This window comes from Paenarthrobacter sp. YAF11_1 (assembly GCF_052113445.1).
GTDB lineage: Bacteria > Actinomycetota > Actinomycetes > Actinomycetales > Micrococcaceae > Arthrobacter.
Genome location: NZ_JBFRDF010000006.1, coordinates 62,685 through 80,719, shown reverse-complemented (window position 1 = coordinate 80,719; position 18,035 = coordinate 62,685). Strand labels below are relative to the sequence as shown.

The following is an 18,035-nucleotide window of genomic DNA, read 5'->3' as shown; positions in this document are numbered from 1 at the left end:
CGGACGTCGCCCGGGGTACCCGCTGCAGGGGGTCTTGGTGTCGATTCTATTTATGCGTCCAGCCGCGCCGTTGCCGGCAGCCACACGTTCTGGTCGCGAAGTCCTGCCCGGACGTCGGCGACGTTTACGATGCCATGACGGGTATGAAGTGCCGCCGCGACACCAGTAGCCTGGCCGGTGGCAAAGGCTGTGCCCATGGCCCGCAGTGATGCGCCAGCCCCGCGGTCGCCGTCGATTGCCCGTCCGGCAGCGTACAAGTTGGTCCTGTTGACGCTTGTCAGGCAGCTGAGCGGTATGCCGTAATAGCCGGGATCGTCGATGAACTTCCATTCGGACGGAATGCCAGGGCTGGGGTGGTACTCCATGGGCCAAGCGCCGATGGCAACAACATCATCGGCCAGCGGTGACGGGTGAAGGACTTCGTCTTCGGATAGCTTCCGGGGTGCCACGACGTGCCGGGATTCTCTGGTGCCAAGTTCCGGACCAGTGGTGACGATATAGGCATCCCCGCAACCAGGAATCATCCGGAGGGCCTCGAGATAGGCCTGGGCTTGGCGGCGGGCGTGAGCCTCTGCCTGGCTTGTCTGCTCGGCGCTACGGGCGTCATAACCCTCATCGACGACGTACGCGATGACGTCTCCGGAGATGGGCATTCGGGCAACCAGGCCGGTTTCGGCGTTGAGGGGAGCGATGCCCGCCGCTTTGGCTTCGCGGATCGCGGCCTTGAACTCAGCTTTCCCGGCGGCAATGTCCTGCGGGATTCCGCCGAACCTGACGCCCAGACTGCCGTTTTGGACCCAACCATCGTTGCCGTAGCGCACTTCGGCTCCGCTGTGTTGAGCCAGGTCGGCGTCTCCGCTGGTATCGATGAAGGCATCGGCTGAGACCCAGCGAAGGCCCTCGTGGTCGGCGATGTGCACGGCGGTGACTTTGCCGTCATGCGCTGAGGCTCCGACGACCAAGCTGTGCAACAGGACGGTGACGCCTGCTTCTCGGCACATTTCGTCCAGATGGAATTTGACGCTTTCCGGGTCGAAGACGACGGCGACGGCGTTAAACTTGTGAGGTTCGCTGACAGCCGCGCTCTTCCGGAGACGGGTGAGAAGCTCATCGGCAACGCCGAAGACCACTTGGCGCTGCTCCTCGCGGGTGTACAGCCCGCAGTAGGTCACGACGTTTCGCAGGGTGGCCGCTCCGCCGAGGCAGGGACCCTTCTCGAGGAGCAGGGTCCGGGCGCCTGCCCGGCTGGCACCAATGGCTGCGGCTACACCTGCGGAGCCGCCGCCAGCGACGATGACATCAAAGTGATTCTTCATGGGGTTTCTTTTCTCTTCTCTGAATGGTCTGGTGTTAGTTGTTGGTTGCGGATGCGCGCTCGGATCCGGTTGTTGCGGCGTGGATCTTGGGAACCTCGCGGATGGCCAGCATGGGGATGATGGCCAACAACGGCCCGGCAGCCAGGGTGAAGAAGGCCATCTGGAAGGAACCTGTCGCTCCGAAAACCATGCCGACGACGGCGGGAACGATCGTGCTTCCCAACTGCCAGAACGCGTTGACTCCTCCGGAGGCGGAACCAGCGAGCTGTTCTCCCGAGAAGTTCGGAATCATGGCGATCATCAGCGGGCTGTACACGTAGGCGGCTATTCCCAGGATGGGGGCGATCCAGAGAAACTGGACGATGCCAGATGCGCAGCTGAAAAGCAGGAGAGTGGCGCCGAACACGGCCAGGATCCCGATGATAAGCATCCTGTACGGGATCTTCAGGAAGTCGGCGACGATGCCGATGAGAGGCTTGGAGAAGATGGCGACTGCCCCAAAAATCACCAAGACACCGCCTGCCTGCACAGGGTCAACGTCGACGCCCTTGACCATGAGCAGGTTGGCCCACGTGATGAAGCCATAAGTTCCCCACAGTGCCCCGAACCCAGCAATTCCCAGAAGCAGCAGATTGCGGTTTCTCAGCAGTGGCCGCAGGTTGGGCAGTTGGCGTGGCTGTTTTTCCGCCTCACCATCAGCCGGTCCTGAGCGGAGGAATACGAGGCAGAGTATGCCGATGGCAATTGATGCGAAACCAAACAGATGATACGAAGTCCTCCAGCTTCCGGCCTGGATCATGCTGGGGACGATGGCGTTCGCGATCACTAGCCCGAGGGAGGTGGCCGTCATGAAGACGCCCATTGCGGTCCCTCGTCTTTCGCGGGTGAACCACGAGGCGATAATCTTTACGCCGCCACCAAATTCGGCTCCGGCACACAACCCGACAAGGCCTTGGAACAGCATTCCCAGACCTTGGGAGTGGACCTCCCCGAAGAGCAGCATGAAGCTGCCGGACAGAAGAATGCTCACTCCTACGACGAGCCGGGGACCAAGCCAGTCGGCCAGGAACCCGCCATATGCGTTGGAGAGCACGTATCCGATGTAGTAGGTCGTTGCGAACAGCCCCAGCGCGGTGAGCTCCACGCCAAGGTCTTTGCCGACAGAACCAGCTGCGGGACCCCAGGTGGCACGGTCGACCGACGTCATGGTGAACGCGGCCCAGCAAAGCAGAAGAATCACCCAGCGATACGGCCTTGGGGCAGTCTGGCGAAGGGAAGTCATCATTGACTGTATTCCTTAATCGGATGGCGGGCTCCTGCGGTAAAACTGTCAGCAAGCCCGATTTTGTGTCTGTGCTCACAAGTGAACGCGCTTTTCCGAAGTGTTTCCAATACTGTTTGAACCTGCCCGGTATAACCTGAAGGTATGGGACAACTCGGCGGTCCTCGTGGGAAGGAAACATGGAAATCCGACAATTGATTTACTTTTCAGTCACGTTCCGGAATGGTTCGGTCACGCGGGCTGCCGAGGAGCTAATGATCTCCCAGCCGGCCTTGACGCGGCAGATCCGGCAATTCGAACGTGACATCGGAACACCCCTGTTCGACCGTGTACCGACGGGCGTGACCCCAACGGCCGCAGGTACAGCTTTATATAGGCACGCCTTGGCAATCCTTGACCTCGTGGACAACGCGGCCGAGGTGGCTGCGCTGGCCGCGCCGGTGATGGAACCCGTCGAAATGGGGCTCGCGCCCGGCCTGCCGGCCAGCTGGGTCTCCAAGCTCTTAGCGGCGGTAACACAACAGGTGGGCTTGGCCCGCATCAACTTCACGGATGCGGACAGCACTACCCAGCTTCGGATGCTCAGAGAAGGACGGCTGGACATCGCCTTGATCCACCAACCGCCCCCGGCTGGTTTGATTTCCCGCAGTATCGGGCGTGAACCGTTCGGAGTCGCAGTGCGACCCGGCGAGACGTTGACGTCCGGCGACGTCTGGGCGATGAAGCACCTTGGTGGGCTCCGCGTGCTGGTGCATGCACGCAATCAATTGCCCATAGGGCATGACCGGTTGGTGGCGGCGGCCCATGAACTAGGCATTACGCCGCAATGGCAATTCGCCAGTTACACCGAACACGCCGCCGCCTGTGCTGATGCAGTCAGTGCAGACGTAGCCATCATGACGCAGGCCAGCGCGACACGGCTACTGCCCGATTGGGCGTGGTTCCGTTTGGTCGAGCCGTCGGTCATGCTCGAGACATGGTCGGTGCGCCAGTCAACTACACGCCCCATAGTGGCCAGTGTCGATGAAGCTGTCAGGACCGCCTTCGCCGCGGTCTAGCGAGGTGGCCGTGCCGGCTTCCGTTGATCCGACACGGACCAGAAGAAACTGACGAAAGCCGGAACTCAAAGGGATGGAAACTCCGCCCGTCAGTCCGTCCCGAGGGAACATCCAGCGTCGTGATGAAGGATGAACTCGATGTCATCTTCAAACTTCCCCTCAGAGCAATCAGATGGTCCTGCCGGCGGATCGGTGATCGAGAAGCCGATCCCGACCAAAAACACGGGTGCCACGGAGCGACCTCCTACGGAATTGGCAACCCCTGACAGCAGCGATGCGCGGTCCGGGTCAATCATGGCAGCAGGAACCCTGATTTCGCGTGTTCTGGGTTTCGGCAAGACGTGGTTGCTGGGTGCCGCTTTGGGGTTGGGTTCCACGATCAATGACACGTTCATTAACGCCAACAACCTCCCCAATCTGGTCTTTCTCCTGGTTGCCGGTGGCGTGTTCAACGCTGTGCTGGTGCCGCAGATCATTAAGGCCAGCAGGGCTTCTGACAAAGGCGCAGACTACATCAGCCGACTGTTGACTCTGGCTGTCCTGGTGCTGGTGGTCCTCACCTTGCTTGTAACTCTGGCAGCCCCGTTGATCATCGAGCTGACCACCCAAGGCTACTCACCCCAGCAGAAGGCACTTGCCGTCGTCTTCGCGTTCTGGTGTCTCCCGCAGATCTTTTTCTACGGGCTCTACGCCCTCCTCACCCAGATACTGAACGCCCATGGGGCGTTTGGTCCTGCCATGTGGGCACCCATTCTGAACAACGTGGTGGCCATTGCTGGCCTGTGCATCTTCATCTGGAGCTTCGGTCAGAATGCTGTTACTCCGCACGCACTGGACAATTGGGGGCCAACCCAGACCTTCCTTCTGGCTGGCTTCTCCACCATTGGAGTCATCACGCAGACGGCCGTGCTGGTGATCCCGGTCCTCCGCCTGAAACTAGCCCTTCGTCCCAAATTCGGGTGGCACGGAGTGGGCCTGGGGCGTGCAGCGAAATTGAGCGTCTGGAGTCTCCTGGCAGCCGCAGTCGGGCAGGTGGCCCTTCTGTACGTCATGCGCATTGCCACCATCCCTGGTGCCGAGCGTCTCCGGTTACAAGAGGCGGGAGACCCTGCGGCGGACATGCTCCCAGGCAACGCTGTTCTGGAAGTGGCCAGCCAGCTATATCTGCTTCCTCACTCCATTGTTGCGTTATCCCTCGCAACCGTTCTTTTTAATAGGTTGACCGTGGCATCGCAAGCTGGAAACCGCCCGGAACTGCGACGTGCCCTCTCGCTCGGGCTACGCACCATGGCTGTGGCAACCGTCTTTGGCGCCGTGGCACTCTTCGCCCTGGCCGGTCCGCTCGGAATGTTCTTCTCCGGTGGTTTGCGTCAGGACGGTGTGATCCTGGCTCAGACGTTGACCATCCTGTCGCTCAGTGCCCCCTTCCTGAGCGTCAACTTCATGATGGTGCGAGTCTTCTATGCCAACGAGGATGCACGCACGCCGTTCTTCATCCAACTAGCCCTCGCCGGCGTCTACGTCGTTGGCGCGTTTGCCGCACAGTTCATGCCAGTCGGAAAGATCATTTTCGCCATCGCCATCCTTTATGTCGTCGGCAATATTCTGTCGGTCGTCATCACAGCGTTCTTTCTGCGCCGCCTGCTCGGACACATCGACGGTCCGCGGATCGCCAACTCCTATATCCGGATGGGTTATGCGGCCGTGGGCTCAGCTCTTGTCGGCGGAAGCCTCCTGGCGGTCATGGGCGGCTACGACGCGGATGGCTTTGCATGGCGTGACCGCTGGACCGCCCTGGCGACGATTCTGGCGGTGGGACCGGTGATGCTGGTGGTCTATGTCGTCTTGCTTAAGCGGCTCCGTGTGTCAGAACTGGAGGACCTGCTGGGGCCGCTGCTACTCCGATTGGGGCGAAGGGCAGAGGATGCCCCGCTGGCATTTCCCGCACATGGTGAGTCTGCCGCACAGAACCCGCACCGGTCAGAGCGAGCCACCATGTCCGTAGACACCGGCCTCATCCCGCGCATTTCCGGTGAGTTCGACCCTGCCCTATTCCGGGCGAGCGAAACAACTCGGCGGGGACTGCGGTCAGGACATGCTGTTGACGGTGACCGGCAGGCGTCCAGCTCGGCGCTGAGCCCGACGGAGTCCCCGCGAAGCAGCGATTAGATTGGCCCACAACCGGCCAATTTCACAAGGTGTGTACTCGTTGATGTTCGTGGCGGGCTCGCCTGTCTGGTTTATGGCTGTCGTTGGGTCAATTGCCCAGTCATCGACAGTCCATCCCGGAATGATCAGTCCGCTCATGAGGGAGTTCTGGGACGAGGCGATCATCTGTATACGTGCCCGGTCCGGGTTTCTATTCCGATCTTGTAGGGCTTCAGCTGCGGCTTTACTGTTTGTATGGTCAAAGGGCTGTTCTTGAGAGCTTCCAGTACAGAAGTCTTTTGTGAGTTGCCGGTGCCGGATGAGTTCCGGCACGCCGTCCTGCCAGGTGGCAGCCAGCATGTGCGTGGCGCCACCAAGGCGTTGGAAGGGCTGTACGCGAAGCACCGCTGGATGCCGTTCGCGGAGTTGGATGGTCCGAGAGTCCTTGAAGCGAACGGGACAGTTACTGCTCGTTCAACTCTCCACGCCAGTTCCGGGGTTGTAGAGGGAACTCGCTGGTCACCCTCAGGGAGAGCGCAGAAATCGCTCGGACCTGCTTGGGAAGTCGTTTGCAGATGGATATTCCCGTCGGCGGCGCATCAACGTAGAGCCCTCCAGTCCCACTTAGCTGAAGCGGGCGGTGCAATGCAAAATAGCCTCTCCGACTTGAGCGGTACAAATGTATGTACTCCCCGTGACGGTAGATGAATAGCGCCTACCGTCACGAGGATGTTGGTTTGCACGCCGGCGATCATGCCATCTTTCACGCGACGGAAGGAATCAGACTGCGCACTATCAGTAGCAGGCTGACCGGGTAGACAAGAACCACGCATCTAATGCGCGGCAAGTCCGAATTTCTTGGGGAAGGTGGGGCCGGCGACACTCTCCTAATTGGTGAGGGCGCCGAAGGTGGCGTCCGTGAGGTTTATCGTTTTGAGTTCGTAGTAGGCGTTGATGCCCTCGGCTGCCATTTCTCGCCCAATGCCGGAGTCTTTTACGCCTCCGAAGGGTGCCTGAACGTTGTGGGTATAGGAGTTAATGCTGAAGGTTCCTGACCGTACAGACCTGGCGACGTACAGAGCCCGCTCTGGATCCTCAGTGAAAACAGCTCCATGGAGGCCATAGTCAGAATCGTTGGCAATGTCGATGGCTTCGTCGAGGGAATCGTAGGGCATCACTGTGACGACCGGACCAAAGATCTCCTCCCGGGAAATCCGCATGGCGTTGGTGGCACCCGTAAAAACAGTCGGTTCTACATAGAAACCCTTGTCGAGCCCAGTTGGAATCCCGCCACCCAGTGCCAAGTGTGCGCCTTCGGACAATCCTGCTTGGATGTAACCGAGAACGCGGTCACGCTGAACTCTTGAGACGAGTGGACCCATGGTGGTTAGTGGGTCAAAGGGGTCTCCTACGCGGAAGGACTTACCTGCAGCTACCACGACATCTGTCCACGTAGACGTTGATGCCGAGGGTACAAGGATCCTGCTATAGGCCGAGCAGACTTGGCCCGAGTTGGCGAAGGATCCTGCGATGATACCTTGCAAGGTTTTGGCCGGATCGGCGTCATCGAGGACTATGGCAGCGGACTTGCCACCGAGTTCAAGTTGCAGCCGTGCGAAACGCTGTCCGGCGGAGGCGGCAATTTGTCGCCCGGCACCCGTCGAACCAGTAAAGCTGACTTTGTCGACGTCGGGATGCTCGACCAACCACCGGCCTGTGTCGGCGTCACCGGTAACCAGATTAAATACGCCTTCGGGCAACCCGGCGCCAACCAGTGCCTTGGCGATGATGTAAGCGTCGAGCGGAGTGTCGGGAGACGGTTTGTAAACCACCGAGCATCCAGTGACAAGAGCGGGGAAGATCTTGGATATGGCCATGTTGAACGGGCTGTTCCATGGGGCAATTGATGCCACCACCCCGACAGGTTCCTTGATGACGGCGGCGGGCCCCCACAGCGTTTTTCGGACATCCACAGTTTCTTCGGCCAGTGCCGTTTCGAGAAAGTAGCGGCCCGCCCAAATGGCTCCGGGGGTTTTTTTTCTTGAAACGCTGGTCGGCAGTCCCATTTCGGATGAGACAAGATCAGCTACGTCCTCGATCTGTCCCTCGAGCAGGTCCAGGGCCCGTTCCAGAATGGCGGCCCGCTGTTCAATGCTGTGTTTTCGCCATGGCCCAGTGTCGAAAGAGCGCCGGGCAGCTGCCACAGCTGACTCGACGTCCTTGCTGTCACCATTTGGAACCGTGCCTATAACGTTCTCTGTGGAGGGAGAGATCACTTGGAGTGGTTCGCGGGAGTTTGACTGCTGCCATTGACCGTTGATGAGTAACACGTCGTAGTTCTGCTGCGTCATGGCTTCTGCACCGTCGCGTTGCGGGAGGCGGCCATCAAAGTGCTTCCCCATCGTTCCGCGTACGCCTCAATAGCTCCGTCAGTGTCATATGAGGAGTCGCGCAAGTACAGTCCGGGGGACGGAGTCGTTGCGCCAAGCTCCGACAGAACCGGCTTCAGCAACAGCTCGGGTGCTAAGGCGTGGGTCGGTCCTGCACCAAGCATCAAGGGCACGACGACGACGTCGCGGAGGCCCTCTCCGCCGGCAAACTGGTCCAGGAATACTTTCAGCAGTCCGCTGTATGTCGCTTTGAAAGTTGGACTTGCCACAACTGCGAAGGTGGCCGACTGCACGATTTGAACGGCAGCTTTGACATCCGGATCACCCCACCCCAGGACTCCGGGGCCGAGCGCAGCGATCTCGATATTGTGGGCCGGAGCGGAGCCGGTAATTGCCTCGTGGACCCGGGCTGCGGCATGCAGAGTGCGCGAGTCCAGTTTGGGATTGCCGATAACTATGACACTCATGACGCCGACTCCAAGGAAGAATTGAGTACCTGTTTCATTCCTATGACTCCTTGATCCGTGTATTAGTGCTCAGGCTGTAATCGTCGATAATTTGTCGGGCCGCCCGGCGGCCGCTTTCGAGGGCACCGTCGATGTGGCCGGACCAGCCCAACGCGTAGTCGCTTCCCGCGATCCGTACTCTTCCTTCAGGCTTGACGAGCTCTTCCAGACTGTCGCCCAGTTGGCCCGTCCGGAGCATCGCCCACGTTTCCCCGGCCAAGGGATCGGATGTCCAGTCATGCGAATCGACGGAGATCAGCTCAATGTCCGGGCGCCACTGCCGTACGGCCGCCTCGACGGCACGAACGTCGGTGATATCCAATGCCTCACAACTGGGTCCGAAGGCCAGCAGGATGGTGTCGCCCTCGATTTCGTACTCGTAGCCCATCATCGTCAGTGGGTACTTGTCGGCTGCGAAGGCAATGAACTTGTCCACCTTGCCCTTGGCCCGCATCCAGACCTTGAATCCTGAGGACACTTGGCCGCTCTCAGCTGCTTCCAGCTTTCCTTGGGAAAGGGGAGGATTGAAGGAGATTTTGTTGAGGACGTTCAGGGGGACCGTAACGATGAGCTCCGCGGCCGTGAAAGTCTCGCCGCTCTCTGTCGTGACGGCAACCTGGGTATCTGAACTCGTCACGGACTTAACCGTCGCACCGAGCCGAATGTCGGCCTGGACGTCTTTTGCCAGCTTGTCCAAGAGAAGGCCAGTGCCACCCTTGATGATGTAGGCCGAAGCGGTCTCGCCCCTCATCTGCCAACTACCGCCGGCAAGGGCGACGAGCCGGAGGATCTGGGACAGAGCACCTTCCTGCGTAGGTCCGTTGAAAGAAAGCGTCCAATGCCCCTGCAGCATCTGCGCGAGGTCATCGGGCAGGTTCAGCTGGTTGATTCGCTCCGCAACGGAGATAGTGTCTGCCTTGGAAGCAGCAGCCGTCAGGGGGAATGGCTCGTGCGGCAAAGGAAATGCTTCAAGAGATCCAGCAGTCAGAGCGGCCATCGCGGGACCAACAAATTTTCGATACTCGTCAATGTCGGCACTGTGAACCTCGTCGTTCACCAGCCAGTAAGCCGTATCTACTGCTTCGATGGCCTCCAGCTCCAAACCGTAGGCAACCATTTCTGCCCATAGGTGCGGTTGCAGCCAGTGGACAAACGCACCGCCGAATTCCAAGGGGCGGCCAAGCTTGCTTTCCCGAAACCAAGTACGGCCACCCAAACGATCCCTCGCCTCCAGGATGGTCACCGTCTTGCCCGCCCGTGCCAAGTCCCGGGCGGCGGCGAGGCCTGCAAACCCCCCGCCGATGACGATCACATCCGAGGTTTGTGAGTTCATGCCAGTCATGTCGTCCTTCTTGTCGTGTGTAAATCAGGGGTTGCGCCGCGGGGCTTACGCACGGTACCGGCTGCAACCAGGGGTCAGTTCCAGTTAGAACGCGAAGAGGTTTTCGCGCAAGGTCTTGCCAGAATAGTCAGTGCGCATCGCGCCGAGGCGCTGGAGCTCCGGGACCAAGCCCTCAAAGATTCCGTCCAGATGTGCCTGGTTGGCGTCTTGAGTGGCCATGATGATGTAGCCATCACCGCCTGCTTCTTCCATGGCGTCGATGAGGCTGCGGGCCACACTTTGTGCTGTGCCGACAGCCCCGATCTCGTTGTCGCCCCAATTGAAATCGATCATTGCCTCACGAAGACTGATTCCACGGCGACCCTTTTCCTTCAGGGACTCCAGCATGCTCGTTGTTCCATTCGTCACGACGTGGTCGGGGAATGGTTCGTCGAGGTTGAACTGGGTCAGATCCACGCCGAGGTGGGCGCTGTGCTTGCCCAAAACGGGTGCCAATTGCGCGTCGGTGATGGATTGGCGGAACTCACTAAAGCCGTCGCCGACGTAGGTGTGCAAGGCGTACATGATGCGGCATTCGCGGGGGTCGCGCCCGAACTTACGCATTCTGTTGTGGATGTCCTCCCGGAAGGCCTTCATCGCCTCGACACCGCCGATGGTGGTGGACATGATGAGTTCGGCATTGGCGGCGGCGAAGTCGCGGCCGCGGGGAGAACCGCCGGCTTGGGCGAGCAGCGGGGTTCCCTGTGGCGAGGGGTAGGAGTTGAGTGGACCGCGGACTTTGAAGTACTTTCCCTCGTGATCGATGGAGTGGACTTTCGACGGATCCGTATAGAAATTTGCTTCGAGATCTTTGACTACTGCTTTCTCGTCCCAGGAAGCCCATAGCTTGCGCGCGACCTCCACGAATTCTTCGGCGATGCTGTATCGCTCGTCCGTGGGTGGCAGTTCGTCCATGCCGAAGTTTTGAGCTGCTTCCGTCTCGCTGGACGTGACGATGTTCCATCCGGCGCGGCCGCGGCTCAAATTGTCGATGGTCGCGTACAAACGGGCCAGTAGAAATGGCGGGTAGAGCGTGGTTGACGCCGTTGAAATCAGGCCAAGTCGTTGCGTGGTAGCTGCCAGATAACTCAGGAGGGCTACGGGGTCGTTCTTGGGCGACGACAGCGCGTAGCGCAGATCGGTGTCCATGTTTCCGCCGCTGGTACGGGAGACGCCGGCGGTGTCTTCAAAGAAAATAAAGTCGAACGCCGCTTTTTCTGCCCGCTTGGCGAGCCGTGCGTGATATTCCCCGGACCACCAGTCATCTCCGAACATCCGATCTGACGGAGCATGCCATGCAGGCGGGGAGAAGGAACTGAAAAAGCCAAAATGCATTGGGGTGGGCATGGGTAACTCTCTCCAGGATCTCGGGAACAACTGTGATCTAAGTCGGGAACGCCCCTCGGTTGTGGATGCGTGTGGCGACCTCTCCTGAGTTCATCACATCGACCAACTGCCGAGATCGACCCTGATCTCTATCTGTATGCACTTCAGAACTTACTTTGTTGGAAAAATGAAGTCAAGAGCCTGATACATAGACTCTGAGGGGTTAACTGCATACAATTGCATCTCATTACGTCTTCAGCTTACGAATTTCTAAGCAATGGCCAGCGCCGACGCGGACGACGACCCCGCGAAGCTATGCCCCGCCCATCGGATGCCCTCACAGTAGGAGAGAAATGAACACCACGACAGATGATGTACGAAGGGATTCCGACAAGTCTGAGACAGACACTGAAAGCGCCGTGGACGCGTCGTGGACCTCGCTATCCAGCGAGGATTTCCGATCTGCCTTCCGCCAACATCCTGCAGGAGTTTCCGTCGTCACTGCCGACGACGGGAACGGGCCAGTCGCTCTCACTGCAACTTCGGTATTCTCTGTCAGCGCTGAACCACCTTTGTTGATCTTCTCTGCCTCGAAGATTTCGTCGAGCACACCTACGCTGGTCAACTCCGACACTGTCGTAGTTCATCTCATAGATTCCGATGCCCTGCATATAGCCAAGCTTGGCGCCACCAGCGGGATCGACCGCTTCGCCGATACGTCCATGTGGTCGCGGTTGGCGACGGGGGAACCTGTGTTCCATGGTGTCAGTGTTTGGATCCGTGGCAAGGTCGTGAAGCGCATGGATGCCGGAGGGTCTACCGTGATCTTGGTCCATGCACTCGAATCGAGCATCTCATCCGGAATCCAGGAGGAACGTGCAGATGCGAGCGGCGATGTGGCGGCACCACTTGTTTATCACAGCCGGAGCTGGCACCAACTTGGGGACCACTCGCACATCAGTGCCTGAACTGCCATGTCGGTCGAAAGCGGATGGTCCCCGACCGTGGACGCGGCCCACGCGGCATATGGCACGGCTCCGAGAATAAAGATAATCCGCCAACTCCGGGTGGATGGCGGCGCCATGACCCGCTCTGAGATCTCCGACGCTACTGACATCGGCCCGGGCCAAGTCGCGCAGGCTCTTAACAAACTCAAGAGCCTCGGGGTGGTTACAGACAGTCTGGTGTTGCCGCAGAGTCCTGCCCGGGAACGTCGGTTCACTCTCGATACGAACCGTGCCGACGAACTACTTCAAGCGTTGGGGACCTTCGTCACCGTGGTTAGTACGGACGACGTGCCCACCGAGCGCCAAGGAGTTCAGAGCAACTCCTGAGGGAGGGAGCACAAAGGAGGGGCGCGGCCATCAGTGGCCACGCCCCTTCTCACTGTCCAGCTAGTACGCGGTGTATTTTCAGTTCACAGTCCGCCAAACGTCGGCCGCGGCAATCTGCGGCTGACCCGAGTGGGCTCTTCGTCCGGCCACCACCAGCCCTCCCAGGCCGCAGACGTGATATTCCCCGGCGAGGTAATTCGGTGGTTAGCCTGGCCATCCCACTCGGGACCGTCACCTCCAAAATCCAGAAGTGCGACCAGAGTATTCAAACAGACATTAATCACTTTGCTTCTCCTTTGTGCTGAGGCCGGCCCAGGAATCCCCAGGGCTGCGCATGATGCTGCACCCCTTCATTACGAAACGGGCTTGACCCTTACTGGCAAAGATTCCCAGGCTCGAAGGGTGTTGTTGTGATGGCGCCGCGTTTTCCCGATCAGCTCAAAGGACTCGACGCGCTTGGCGAGAACTCCGAGGACTGTGGCGGCTTCCATGCGTGCCACGTGCTGACCCACGCACTGGTGGATGCCGAAGCCGAAACCCACGTGCCCTGACGGATCCCGGGTCAGGTCAAAGTCGTTGGGGTTTTCCCACCGAAGGGGATCGCGGTTGGCCGATCCCAGGAACATAAGAATCTTTTTTCCCTCAGGAATGAGTGTCCCGCCTATCTCAATGTCCCGGGTCGTCGTCCTGAAAAATGTTTGGACGGGGGATTCCAACCTGACCGCCTCATCGAACGCGATCCGCACAAGGCTAGGGTCACTCCGGAGCCTCGTCCACTGTTCCGGGTGCGAGGCAAAGGCGAAGAGCACGGCGGCTATGCCGTTCACGGTGGTGTCGACCCCGGCCGTGAGCAGTGATCGAACGATCAGCGGCGCTTGGGAGTGCGTAATATCCCCCCGGTCAGCGGCCGCCCAGATTTGGGCTCCGAAGCCGTCCGGTGTGAGAGCGTCACGCCCACACATACCGCTGATCGATGCCATCAATTCAGCGATGCGCGGCTCACCCTTTGCAACCAGTTCATTGGGCGGGCCAAAAGTGTTAAAAGCGTGGTCGCCATAGGGGAGAAGATTCTCCCGGCCCTCTTGCGGGATACCCACGGCATCGGGAAACACGCGGAGGGGAAAGGCCGCTGCCAGATCTGTGACTGCATCGAATTCATTACCCGCACTGAGCAGTTCGTTTACGAGCGACTCTGCATCGGCTGCCCAAGCGGCGGCAAGCCCGCGGAGTTCCCGCGGACCAAGAACTTTTGTCAGAACCGCCCTTGGCGCATCGTGGTGCGGAGGATCGGCTTCGAGCAGGAGGCTGGGGGTACGCCACGGCTTTTCTTTGCGGAAATTGGATAAGCCGACACCGGCGGCAGATTGAAACGTCTGCCAGTCAGTGAGGGCCGCATGCACTTCCTGGTATCGGCCCATCGCGTACACGTCATATCGTTCCAGGTAGACCACAGGGCCGGCAGCTCTCAGAGCAATTTGAAACGGCAGCGGGTCTTCAAGAATTTCGGCGGAGAAGGGGTCGGCCCCACTCACGGGGGTTGGCTCCGCTGATGTAACAGTAGTCATCGCGATCCTTCAGTATTTGGGTTGGGGTCAGAGATCAAGGACCAGGCGATCCCCGCAGGAGCGGGATACACAGGGAAGCATGCAGCGACCTGATTCTCGGTCGGCCTCGCTGAGGATGGAATCCCGGTGGTCGGGTTGTCCTTGCAGGACGTCAACCTCGCATGTACCGCAGGTGCCAGCTTTGCAGGAAGTCAGAACGTTGATTCCGGCCTGGTGGAGGGCGTCTACGACGCTCACGTCGGGCGTCACTGTTACGGAAAGTCTTGACCGGGCAAGTTCTACTTCGAACGGTGTATCCCGTACCGGGGCACCTTGGGCTTTCGCCGAGAAGTGTTCTATTCGCAGGAGACCGGGAGGCCAATGTGCGCAGCGTTCCTCGAGCTCGGCGAGCAGTCCCTGTGGTCCGCAAGCGTAGAGCTTGGTATCTGCATCAGGCGCTGCACAGATTTCGTCCAGGGAAAACCGTCCTCGTTCGTCCTTTGGCCAGACAAGAACGCGTTCGCCGTAGACCTCAAGGTCCTGGAGAAAGGCCATCGTTCCCCGGGTCCGTCCAAGATAGACGAGTCTCCAGTCGGCGCCGACCAGCTCAGCTTGGTGAATCATCGGGATCATGGGGGTAATGCCGATACCACCTGCGATAAACAGGTACTTCTTTGATGGAACGAGGGGAAAGTTGTTCCTCGGCCCGCCGAGTGCCACCTTTGAACCGTGTACGAGTTCCTGGTGGATGTATGAAGACCCGCCTCGGCCAAGCTCCTCATGAAGCACGCCTATCCTGTAATTGTGGGAATCCCACCTGTCGCCGCATAGGGAGTACTGTCTGGCGGCACCGGACGGCAGGACCACATCAATGTGCGATCCTGGGGTCCAATCCGGCAGTCTGCGCCCGTCAGGGTGTGACAGTGTTAAGGACACCACTCCGTCGGCAACGATCGATTTCCCCGTAACCTGCAGCTCTGCCTGGAGCGCTGTGACAGTTGATTCTCTTGACAGGAACATTTGGGCTCCTTTGCTCACTTTGTTCTAAGTCAAGGTTCCGCGTTAGACGCATCAGATCACTACAAGAATCTCAATGGTTGATATTTTTTCTGGGTGGTCCGGCTATCGGTGGCGCCGGGTACTCCATGGCGCGGCTGACTGCCCCCGAGGCCGCTTGGAGCACGGCGATGCGGGACTTAGCAGCCGCATCGTTCGGCACAATGACGGCCAAGGCTGCTATGACCTTGCCCATCGGGTCGCGGACCGGCACCGCAATTCCGGTCGCCTCAGGATGTATGTGGCCTGCCAGGAAGGCGTAGCCCTGCTGCCGGACCTGTGCCAGCGCCGCACGAAGGCCCGAAGGGGTACGGATGGTGTTTTCGGTGAAACCCTCGAGGGGGCCTGCGATGACCCTCTCTTGTTGCTCGGCCGGAGCGTAGGCCAGAAGTAGTAAACCCGACGATGAGGCATGAAGAGCGAGTCTGCTTGCCACTCGGGTGTAGTTGATTACAGCCCCGGGTGCAGTGAGCCTCTCTATGAAGAGGACGTCGTCGCCCTCAAGCACGCCGAGCTGCGTGTGGTGCCCCACGATGGCATGTAGGTCCTCCATGACGGGCATCGCGGCTTCTCGCAGGCTCAGGGTTGGGGAGGCCCGGGATACGACCTCCCACATTCGAACGCCGATGCGGACCTTCCGTTCCTTGTCCCGCTCAAGCCATCCGAGCTTGGTAAGTTCTTCGATGAGTCGCGAGGCGGTAGCCAGATGCAGACCCGAGCGGTGTGAGATTTCCGTGACGGATAGGGCTGTGTCTCCGGCACCGAATGCTTCAACGATGCGGACGGCACGGGAAAGCACTGATTCGCCTGCTTGGGTTCGGGGCATTGATATAGCTTCCGTGAAGATAGGCGGTCTGTCGAGCATGGCCGTCCTTTAAACCCGAACAGGGATGTGGCCGCCTTCGACGTACGGCCACATCCCTGAACTAATCGGCCCTTTTAGATCTGTCGCCGCGGTCCGGACTACTCGGGTCGACGCTCAGTACATGACTGAGAACTGCGCCCTTCGGTGAGCCGGGGTATCAATTTCGTCCAAGACGGCCAAGGCGAAATCGGCGCCCGAGATGAAAGATTGCCCGTTTTCGTCAAACTGCACTACGTCTCCTCCAACTCGGTACCGGCCAGTCGCCTCTCCCGGCGCGTATGAGCCATACCCTGCGGCCGGACTGATGAAGAACCAATCGAGGTTCTTTGGGGCTGCCTTTTCCAAGTTTTCCGCGATTGTTGCCAAAGTCTGCCCTTCTGCGGCGTATTCAGCTGGGACGTCATCGCCGAATGCCATTCGAGGACCCCCTTCGAAGGGACGAAGCGAGCCGAAGCCCCCAATCACACCAAATCGTGCCCCGCTGGCGGATGCGAGCGTTGCCAAGTCGTCATAGAGATCGACGAATCCTGCTTCCATCTCACCGCGCGGGGCCAGTGTGGCGACTACGACGTCCGCGTCAGCGACAGCCCGCTCCCGTTCAGTGGAGTCAATCAAGGACGCCGTCACATAGCTGACGCCACGTTCAGGATTCTCGGTCGGCTTCCGGCTGTAGGACGTCACTTCGTGCCCACGTCTTGCTGCTTCTTTGACGATGTTCGACCCCGTGTATCCGGTGCCGCCGAGGACAGTGATTCGTGCCATTTCGGTTCCTTTCTGGTTGGGTACTCCGCCACTGTATAGACGCTAGTATCTATTTGTAAGTAGGCACCTTCTAGTAACTAATGGATGGTCAGCAATGCATAGCCCAGACGTTTACGACCTGAATCCCTACCGAAATGGTTGTCCCACTCGCAGAATTCTGGATCTCGTGGGGGACCGGTGGACTGTCTTAGTGGTAGGTTCCCTCACGGGCGAGACTCTGCGGTTTTCGGAAATTGCCCGCCGCGTGGAGGGAATCTCCCAGAAGATGTTGACGCAGACGTTGCGCGCCCTGGAACGTAATGGGCTGGTCGCACGCACGGCATTCGCCGAAGTGCCGCCCAGGGTCGAGTACCGACTGACGTCTTCGGGCCGATCACTGCTGGGCCCGCTTAAGGCGCTCGAAGTGTGGTCCATTGAGCATTTCGTGGACGTGCACCGTTCGCAGGAAAGTTACGACGGCGGTCAGCAAGACTAAGGTGACTACCTTCCACGGCGGCCGGCCAGCGACAAGGACAGCGGGAGCGGGCTCCTGCCGAAGCTGCGTCCTTTCCGGCCTGGGGGAGGCTGAGGGCCCCGTCATTTCGGTTCGAGCAGTACCCCAGACTCGGATGCGGGCTGAGCGAGCGCACAGGTCAATCGATCAGTTCTGAATATGCGCCCTGCCGGTGATTGGGCGCCGAAGCGGACTTGGCGATAGGTGCTTAGTCCTTGTGGGTGAAGAAAGCGCGGCATTGAAGCAGCTAGCGAAGCGTTCGGGCTCCTAATAGCAACCTCTTGCCAAGGTGAATTGTGTCACGTTAGACTTGATCATCCGCTCAGGTCGCGGAATCAGCTACTCGCCCCAAGAAAGCCAAGACGATGAAATCTAAGACCCATCCCCACGCTCATGTACCTACAACTTCCAACCCCCACCCCGTTCCGCCGCCTGCAGCCTGGGCTACGATCCCCATCGCGCCTTACGACGGTCCGATTACTCGAAAAGTTGGATAGTCGAAGAGTTGGATAGTCGAAGAGAAACTTCAGTGAAGTGTCGTGATCCGTTCGGGTCGGAGGCGTAGATGATGTAC

Annotated in this window: 15 protein-coding genes; 5 read left to right on the top strand and 10 right to left on the bottom strand. The window is 59.4% G+C overall.

What is annotated here, in order from left to right:
* Positions 1–50: 50 nt before the first annotated feature.
* Both AB4Y77_RS11475 and AB4Y77_RS11470 read right to left on the bottom strand, forming a co-directional pair.
* Positions 51–1,316 carry an FAD-dependent oxidoreductase gene (locus tag AB4Y77_RS11475; protein WP_442014033.1) on the bottom strand — a complete coding sequence of 422 codons (1,266 nt, stop codon included), beginning with the start codon at positions 1,314–1,316 and terminating at the stop codon, positions 51–53.
* A gap of 34 nt (positions 1,317–1,350) precedes the next feature.
* On the bottom strand, positions 1,351–2,601 hold the full coding sequence (locus AB4Y77_RS11470; RefSeq protein WP_442014032.1) for an MFS transporter: 1,251 nt from the start codon (positions 2,599–2,601) through the stop codon (positions 1,351–1,353).
* Between the two features lie 176 nt (positions 2,602–2,777).
* Here AB4Y77_RS11470 and AB4Y77_RS11465 point away from each other — a divergent pair, with 176 nt between their 5' ends.
* Both AB4Y77_RS11465 and murJ read left to right on the top strand, forming a co-directional pair.
* Complete coding sequence (locus AB4Y77_RS11465) at positions 2,778–3,656, top strand: LysR family transcriptional regulator (protein ID WP_442014031.1); 879 nt, start codon at positions 2,778–2,780, stop codon at positions 3,654–3,656.
* A 294-nt stretch (positions 3,657–3,950) separates the two neighbouring features.
* On the top strand, positions 3,951–5,825 hold the full coding sequence (gene murJ / locus AB4Y77_RS11460) for a murein biosynthesis integral membrane protein MurJ (RefSeq protein WP_442014146.1): 1,875 nt from the start codon (positions 3,951–3,953) through the stop codon (positions 5,823–5,825).
* A gap of 866 nt (positions 5,826–6,691) precedes the next feature.
* Here murJ and AB4Y77_RS11455 read toward each other — a convergent pair.
* The 4 genes from AB4Y77_RS11455 to AB4Y77_RS11440 form a co-directional block, all read right to left on the bottom strand.
* A complete protein-coding gene (locus AB4Y77_RS11455; protein WP_442014030.1) occupies positions 6,692–8,206 on the bottom strand; it encodes an aldehyde dehydrogenase in 1,515 nt (504 codons plus the stop codon).
* A complete protein-coding gene (locus AB4Y77_RS11450) occupies positions 8,152–8,661 on the bottom strand; it encodes an NADPH-dependent FMN reductase (protein ID WP_442014029.1) in 510 nt (169 codons plus the stop codon). The genes AB4Y77_RS11455 and AB4Y77_RS11450 overlap by 55 nt, the downstream gene beginning before the upstream one ends.
* Before the next feature lie 40 nt (positions 8,662–8,701).
* Complete coding sequence (locus tag AB4Y77_RS11445; RefSeq protein ID WP_442014028.1) at positions 8,702–10,042, bottom strand: flavin monoamine oxidase family protein; 1,341 nt, start codon at positions 10,040–10,042, stop codon at positions 8,702–8,704.
* Positions 10,043–10,126: 84 nt separating this feature from the next.
* Positions 10,127–11,416: an NtaA/DmoA family FMN-dependent monooxygenase gene (locus AB4Y77_RS11440; RefSeq protein ID WP_442014145.1), complete on the bottom strand. Its 1,290-nt coding sequence runs from the start codon at positions 11,414–11,416 to the stop codon at positions 10,127–10,129.
* Positions 11,417–11,760: 344 nt separating this feature from the next.
* Between AB4Y77_RS11440 and AB4Y77_RS11435 the strand changes: the two genes are divergently transcribed.
* Positions 11,761–12,375 (top strand): flavin reductase family protein, encoded by a 615-nt coding sequence (locus AB4Y77_RS11435; RefSeq protein ID WP_442014027.1) that lies wholly within the window; start codon positions 11,761–11,763, stop codon positions 12,373–12,375.
* A 6-nt stretch (positions 12,376–12,381) separates the two neighbouring features.
* Positions 12,382–12,741: an ArsR/SmtB family transcription factor gene (locus AB4Y77_RS11430; RefSeq protein WP_442014026.1), complete on the top strand. Its 360-nt coding sequence runs from the start codon at positions 12,382–12,384 to the stop codon at positions 12,739–12,741.
* Between the two features lie 353 nt (positions 12,742–13,094).
* Here the strand turns inward: AB4Y77_RS11430 and AB4Y77_RS11425 are convergent, their stop codons facing one another.
* The 4 genes from AB4Y77_RS11425 to AB4Y77_RS11410 all read right to left on the bottom strand — a co-directional run bounded on the left by AB4Y77_RS11425 (position 13,095) and on the right by AB4Y77_RS11410 (position 16,968).
* On the bottom strand, positions 13,095–14,306 hold the full coding sequence (locus AB4Y77_RS11425) for a cytochrome P450 (protein WP_442014025.1): 1,212 nt from the start codon (positions 14,304–14,306) through the stop codon (positions 13,095–13,097).
* 27 nt (positions 14,307–14,333) lie between these two features.
* Positions 14,334–15,305: a PDR/VanB family oxidoreductase gene (locus tag AB4Y77_RS11420; RefSeq protein ID WP_442014024.1), complete on the bottom strand. Its 972-nt coding sequence runs from the start codon at positions 15,303–15,305 to the stop codon at positions 14,334–14,336.
* 70 nt (positions 15,306–15,375) lie between these two features.
* Positions 15,376–16,167 (bottom strand): IclR family transcriptional regulator, encoded by a 792-nt coding sequence (locus tag AB4Y77_RS11415; protein ID WP_442014023.1) that lies wholly within the window; start codon positions 16,165–16,167, stop codon positions 15,376–15,378.
* Between the two features lie 153 nt (positions 16,168–16,320).
* Positions 16,321–16,968 (bottom strand): NAD(P)-dependent oxidoreductase, encoded by a 648-nt coding sequence (locus tag AB4Y77_RS11410; RefSeq protein ID WP_442014022.1) that lies wholly within the window; start codon positions 16,966–16,968, stop codon positions 16,321–16,323.
* Positions 16,969–17,062: 94 nt separating this feature from the next.
* On the opposite strand from AB4Y77_RS11410, the gene AB4Y77_RS11405 reads away from it, so the two are divergent.
* Entirely contained in the window at positions 17,063–17,443 is a 381-nt protein-coding gene (locus AB4Y77_RS11405) for a winged helix-turn-helix transcriptional regulator (RefSeq protein ID WP_442014021.1), read from the top strand.
* The last annotated feature ends 592 nt before the right edge of the window (positions 17,444–18,035 follow it).

Coding starts and splice junctions, on each gene's coding strand:
- AB4Y77_RS11445 (WP_442014028.1), bottom strand. CDS start 10,042: ATGACTGGCATGAACTCACAAACCTCGGATGTGATCGTCATCGGCGGG.
- AB4Y77_RS11425 (WP_442014025.1), bottom strand. CDS start 14,306: ATGACTACTGTTACATCAGCGGAGCCAACCCCCGTGAGTGGGGCCGAC.
- AB4Y77_RS11470 (WP_442014032.1), bottom strand. CDS start 2,601: ATGATGACTTCCCTTCGCCAGACTGCCCCAAGGCCGTATCGCTGGGTG.
- AB4Y77_RS11475 (WP_442014033.1), bottom strand. CDS start 1,316: ATGAAGAATCACTTTGATGTCATCGTCGCTGGCGGCGGCTCCGCAGGT.
- AB4Y77_RS11455 (WP_442014030.1), bottom strand. CDS start 8,206: ATGGGGAAGCACTTTGATGGCCGCCTCCCGCAACGCGACGGTGCAGAA.
- AB4Y77_RS11465 (WP_442014031.1), top strand. CDS start 2,778: ATGGAAATCCGACAATTGATTTACTTTTCAGTCACGTTCCGGAATGGT.
- AB4Y77_RS11435 (WP_442014027.1), top strand. CDS start 11,761: ATGAACACCACGACAGATGATGTACGAAGGGATTCCGACAAGTCTGAG.
- AB4Y77_RS11430 (WP_442014026.1), top strand. CDS start 12,382: ATGTCGGTCGAAAGCGGATGGTCCCCGACCGTGGACGCGGCCCACGCG.
- AB4Y77_RS11410 (WP_442014022.1), bottom strand. CDS start 16,968: ATGGCACGAATCACTGTCCTCGGCGGCACCGGATACACGGGGTCGAAC.
- AB4Y77_RS11415 (WP_442014023.1), bottom strand. CDS start 16,167: ATGCCCCGAACCCAAGCAGGCGAATCAGTGCTTTCCCGTGCCGTCCGC.
- AB4Y77_RS11420 (WP_442014024.1), bottom strand. CDS start 15,305: ATGTTCCTGTCAAGAGAATCAACTGTCACAGCGCTCCAGGCAGAGCTG.
- murJ (WP_442014146.1), top strand. CDS start 3,951: ATGGCAGCAGGAACCCTGATTTCGCGTGTTCTGGGTTTCGGCAAGACG.
- AB4Y77_RS11440 (WP_442014145.1), bottom strand. CDS start 11,416: ATGCATTTTGGCTTTTTCAGTTCCTTCTCCCCGCCTGCATGGCATGCT.
- AB4Y77_RS11450 (WP_442014029.1), bottom strand. CDS start 8,661: ATGAGTGTCATAGTTATCGGCAATCCCAAACTGGACTCGCGCACTCTG.
- AB4Y77_RS11405 (WP_442014021.1), top strand. CDS start 17,063: ATGCATAGCCCAGACGTTTACGACCTGAATCCCTACCGAAATGGTTGT.